This is a genomic window from Deltaproteobacteria bacterium (genome assembly GCA_020845775.1).
GTDB lineage: Bacteria > Bdellovibrionota_C > UBA2361 > SZUA-149 > JADLFC01 > JADLFC01.
Genome location: JADLFC010000161.1, coordinates 1 through 5,471, shown reverse-complemented (window position 1 = coordinate 5,471; position 5,471 = coordinate 1). Strand labels below are relative to the sequence as shown.

The 5,471-nt window shown below is 45.9% G+C and carries 4 protein-coding genes; 2 read left to right on the top strand and 2 right to left on the bottom strand.

Features of this window, described 5'->3' with window-relative positions; genetic code table 11:
* The first annotated feature begins 315 nt into the window (after positions 1-315).
* Positions 316-3,012 carry a hypothetical protein gene (locus IT291_10425; protein MCC6221642.1) on the top strand — a complete coding sequence of 899 codons (2,697 nt, stop codon included), beginning with the start codon at positions 316-318 and terminating at the stop codon, positions 3,010-3,012.
* On the opposite strand, the gene IT291_10420 is transcribed toward IT291_10425, so the two are convergent.
* Together IT291_10420 and hisS are read right to left on the bottom strand one after the other, a co-directional pair.
* On the bottom strand, positions 2,980-3,330 hold the full coding sequence (locus tag IT291_10420) for a dihydroneopterin aldolase (protein ID MCC6221641.1): 351 nt from the start codon (positions 3,328-3,330) through the stop codon (positions 2,980-2,982). The genes IT291_10425 and IT291_10420 overlap by 33 nt on opposite strands.
* A 2-nt stretch (positions 3,331-3,332) precedes the next feature.
* Positions 3,333-4,667, bottom strand: coding sequence for a histidine--tRNA ligase (gene hisS, locus IT291_10415; protein ID MCC6221640.1), 1,335 nt, complete (start codon positions 4,665-4,667; stop codon positions 3,333-3,335).
* Positions 4,668-4,818: 151 nt separating this feature from the next.
* Here hisS and IT291_10410 point away from each other — a divergent pair.
* The coding region (locus IT291_10410; protein ID MCC6221639.1) for an insulinase family protein at positions 4,819-5,471 on the top strand (653 nt) is incomplete at its 3' end.

The window sequence follows — 5,471 nt, the reverse complement described above, 5'->3', positions numbered from 1 at the left end:
TTTCTCTCTGGCCTCTGTTAAGAGCATCGCTAAAATCCACTTCCTTAACAGAGGCGCAGATGGTGATAATTTGCTCAATATGGGGAATGGTAAAGAACAGATGGGCGGCCAAAAGCATTTGGGCTTCGGCGCGAGTAGATTATAAAAGTTAGCATAAGTTCACGGTTTTAGGCCATATTTTTCTCCTGCTTTTTTGAGCTGGAAAAATGTGAAGCAGAATCGGCATTTTAGCTGATTTGGGGATCAGTTAGGGAGGGAGGACGTTGTGGACGTTTCTCTTATTATTCCGCTTTAGAAGTTCATGTAAGGTCTCGCTTGTCGCAGTTTTCGAGCAAAGAAGTTAGGGTTCCCGAGCCTACTGGCGCGGTACCTGTTGATCCGAGCTTGGGCGGCACCGCGTCCGCTAAACTTGACTCCTTGGTAGTGCCTGAGAAGAGCAATGCGGAGCTTCGTCAGGAAATGGAGGAGTGTCGTAAGGAGGGAGAGAAGTGGGGGAAGGTCGATCAAGTGCTCGGGTGGGGGGAAAGTGGGGTGCAAGTTCTTTACGATACTATGCAATACTGTGCCGTATGCGTGCCCATTTATAATGGAGCGTTTGCGGCGGCTAACATGGCAAGTCGTCCTCTTGCCTCTCTATTATGTAGATATTGGTTAGCGGTAGAAAGCGGCACTTTTGTAAAAACGCTTCAAAGTGCGGCAAAGAATCTTGGCTCGCATTTTCTGTCTGAAAACCCGCCCACCTTTGATGAGGCGATTAATAAAGTTGTGGAGGATGGAAATGAAGCGCGACTTCAGTCAGCGCAAATTGCAGCGGGAGCGATGGTTGCTAGTGGTGTAGCAAGTAAAGTCGTTTCCTATTTGGGCGGCCAAATGGCGCTAACTAGCGCGGGGAGTGGTATGGTGGGCGCAGGTGCGGGGGCGAGTGCATCTCTTACTTCAAGTCTAAGTTCAATGGGGGAGCGCTATATCGATGCAGTCTATGAGTTTTCGGAGCAGTTTGGGAACCTGCCTAACGACGAGAATAAGAAATTATTGTGGAATCAGTTTGCACGAACTAGAGGCTTGGATCTTAAGGAAATGCTAAGCGATGCGGCCTGGAGCACTTTAGAAGGTGCGGTGGCGGGACATGTGGGAGGCAGACTGGGAGCTGGAGGAGTTCGGGGGCTATTAAAGCCAATAAGTGAGTTAGGCGATAGCGCGGCAGATTTTTCGATTGGCTTAGCGGCTGTTTTATCGCGCGCCAAGCTTTCGGGCCAAGAGTTGTCGGCAGAAGAGTTTAGAGATTCGCTTAAGAACTGCCTAACTTCAGCGATTCAGGGAAGGTTTAGCCACGAGCTTACGAAACAGCGGACTGCGGGGTTAAATCATAAGCTCGACCTAGGTCCCATTGTCACCAAGGGCGATCTCGAGCGCCTGATAAAGAAAGGGATCATCCAGCACCCGACAGAGATTTTAGATGAGCGAACTAAGCTTCCCACTAGAGCAGTTATTAATTCTAAAACAGCTCTAAGCAAAATCAGCCAAGACATTCCCGGCGAAAAAGTGTTTGTAGGCCTCGATTTTAACAATATGGGGCCGGCTAATAAAAAAATCGCAGGTGAGCTTTTTGCTCCGGAAAATCCCAAAGGCTATGGTCATATGAGCGAGGAGGTGAACAAACTACTCGCTTCGATAAAGAAGGCTGCCAAGAAGACGCTTGGATCAGATGCGGTGTTAGTTCGCATGGGAGGTGATGAGCTTGGCATTATAATCGGTCATGACAGCAAGAATCCGCGAGAAACTCTGGAAAAGGTGGCTAGTTTTGTCAATGCCGTCGAAGATTATAGAGACTCTATATTTAAGATGAGCGATCCACGGGTGAAGGCTGCGGAGTTGCTAAGCCTTGTGCGACGAGAAATGCGAAAGGTGTTTCAAGAAGTTAAGACTGAAATGCAGGATGACTTTGGTCATGATGGCTATTTTAGGATTTTAGAACAAAAGCTCGCTAAAGAAGGATATTCTCAGGATGAGATAGCTGCAATTAAAGAAAGTTCTAAAAACTCTAACAACTCTCGCTTAAGTAGCGGAGATTTGGTTTTAGCAATAGCTAGGCGACGGATCGAAAAACGCGGCATAAATGTTGACGAAAGGCCCGTAAGCATTATGGGACTTTCAGTAGGAGCCGTTAAGGTAGGACGCGATTTAGATCCACAGACCATGTATAGGGCAATTGCCGAAACAGATAGGCAAATTCATGACGCTAAGGAAGGAAAAGGAACACTTACCTCAATAGGCAGCATCCCTGACTCAATTGTCCTTCGCGCTTCGGACGAAGAGGCAATTCTTGGCACAGAGAAAGTGGAGAAGTTATACAGTGATGCCTTAAATGAGCTAAAAAGTGCAGAGTATGAGGTTTCAAGCATCAAGAACAAGTTTATTAAGGCATGTTGCACCGACCCCTCTTCTTCGGGGAATTTGCGCTATGGTTTAGTTTCGCCATTTCGCGCCAAGGATGTGTTTTCCCTAAGTGAGCCCAAAAAAATGCTATTTATCGAGCCGGATATCACTGCCTTTGGAGCTATCAATAATCAACTGGGCTCTACTCGTGCCGATGAGCTATTTAGAAAGTTTGCCAATATTGCTAAAGAGCACTTTGATACTGAAGTGAGAATTAGAGATAGTGGAGGAGGACTAATTATAGTTGTAAATAATCGGGCAAAATTTGATGACCTCAATTCTACTATTGAGGCTATGAGACACCAGATGAATGAGTTGTTGGCAAAGGAGCTCGGAAGAGAAGCTAAGGGAAACTATCGCGTGTTTGCCGAATACGAACTAAGGCGCTCGCTTGCGGCGGCGTTAGAAGACAGCTCGGAGAGTGAGCGGGGATATGGAACTGTGCAAATTCGCATGTCCGAGGTGGAGGTAAGGCCCCATGATACGGTTGGTAAAGTATTGGGGGAGGTAAAGAAGGGTTTTAAGATAGTAAAGCCGACTGATTTAACGGGTTCGCCGGAGTTTAACGGAAACTGATTGGGCGCAAGTTAACGCTTGCGGCTTAACGAGTTCGATGTTCGCTTCAATTATTTTGCTTTCTTCGAATACAATGTCTAGAATGTAACTCGCTAGCGTTTCAATTAGGTAAAATTTTGAGTCTTTCACCCTAGCGATGATTTTGTTACTTAGCTCGTAGTAGTCAACCGTATTATTCAAGTCATCATCTTTTATTGCGCCAAGTGGGTTTAGCGAAATATCTAGGTTTATAAACACGTCCTGCTTAGTGTCTCGCTCTCTGCAGTGTGCTCCTATGGTTAGGTTGAGTTTAAAATTCTTGATAGATAGTGTAAGCATGTCTAAGCCGTTACGCGTTCAAGCATTTGCTTTGTCACCTCTACTAGTTCCGAGAGTAGAACGCCGTCCCTCTGCTCGCCCACGCGCATGTCCTTGATGCTACAGCAATGTTGCTCCGCTTCGCGCTCACCAGCTATAACTACTAGTGCAAAGTGCTTTTTGTCCGCGTATTTTAGTTGTGAAGCAAGTTTTTTGTTAGGCTCGAGAAAAAGTTCTGTCGAAATACCAGCTTCTCTCAATATATGAGAAATCTTAATAGAGTGATGTGTGCAATCATCATCCATAAGAGTAACCAATACCTCCGGCGAAGGTTTGTACTGCGAAAGTTCGTGTAGCTCTTCTAGGGCCGCAAGTAGGCGATCTAAGCCAATCGAAGCTCCAACGCCGGGGAGTTTGGCTTTAGTATAGAGACTCGCCAAGTTATCATAACGCCCACCAGAGCAAATGGAACCGATTTGCGGCAAGTCGCAGCAAACCGTTTCAAAAACAATTCCTGTGTAGTAATCTAGCCCTCTAGCGATGGATAAATCGAAAGAATAATCTTCGTCCCCTAGACTAAAAGCACTTAGAAGACCGCTCAAGTTGTCCAGTTCGTTTACAGCTTGAAGCGCTAACTCGCTATCTGCTAAAAAGCTTTGTAGCTTGGAAATAATCTCCTCGTTGTCGCATTGGCCCCGAGAAATTGATAAAAAGTTAAAAATCTTATCGATGCTGCTAGTATCCAGGCCAGCATTGGTCGATAGCTCTTCGGCGACGACGTTATTTCCCAGTTTATCCAACTTATCGATCGCGCGAAGTATATGAGTTGCGTGCTCTTTAGCTCCTAAACTCTCTAAAAAACCATTTAAAATACTTCTGTTGTTAATGCGAATCCTATGCTTTACGCTAAGCGCGCTTAATGAGCTGTGTATTATGGCTATGATCTCGGCATCTGCATATGCAGATGCGGTCCCAATTATATCAAAATCGCACTGCATGAACTCTCGATAGCGGCCCTTTTGGGGTTTTTCAGCGCGCCAGACTGGGGCTATATGATAGCGCCTAAAGGGTAAATCTAGCTCGTTTAGGTGCATGGCTGCAAAACGCGCGAGTGGCACCGTAAGGTCAAAGCGCAGGGCCACGTCGCGCTCGCCATTATCGAGAAATCTGTATAGCTGCTTATCTGTTTCTTCAGAACCTTTGCCGAGAAGGATATCCGCGTACTCGAGTGCGGGAGTATCGATAGGAGACAGGCCAAACGACAAGAATACTTTCTCTAGCTTTCTAATAAGACACTGTCTAGCAAAAGCAGTGTCGGGAAGAAAATCTCTAAAACCTTTAAGAATCCGTGGAGTAATAAAGCCTTTTTCCAAGTGTTATCCTCTAATTGTCGTTATAGCCGAGAGTTTCCTGTAGCTCATAGCAAAAACATCAAATCTATGCAATAAAGGTTGCTCATCGTAGATAGGCGTTGATGGCGAAGCTGTAGAAAGTGGAAGGGAGTCTTGTTTGTCTGAGCAAAAAGTATTTAAGGACACCTCAGGGGGCGTAGTTAAATCGGTTCTGGATAATGGTGTCACTGTTTTGGTGGACAGTGCTAGCTATTGTCGCACTGTGGTTTTAGGCATTTGCTTCAAAGCCGGAGCGCGCGAGGAGATGGCTGAGAATTCTGGAATTACGCATCTAGTGGAACATTTGCTCTTCAAGCGAACAACCACCAAGTCGCCAAAGGACATAGCAGCGGAAATCGATTCATTAGGTGGTGAGATAAATGCGCTTACCGATCCAGATAGTTGTTGCTTGTTTGGGCTTGTGCCGTGTGAGCGGGCTGGCGATTTAATGGATTTTTTTCAGGAACTCTTGTTTCGCAATAGCTTTGTAGCCGAAGACATTGCAATAGAGAAGGATATAATTAGACAGGAGATTTTGGAAGCCGAGGATGATCCCCTAGATGTTGTCTTTCAAAAATTTACGGAGAAGTTTTGGCCCTCGTCGGGATTGGCGTTACCGGTTTGTGGCACCCTTGAGTCATTAGAGAAATTTACAGAGACGGATATAAAATCTCGCTTGCGGGAAATGCTTTGTGGCAAACGCATCGCAATAGCCGCTGCTGGGAATATTCAGGCCCATGTCGTGCATGAATTTGCTGAGCAAGCGTTTGG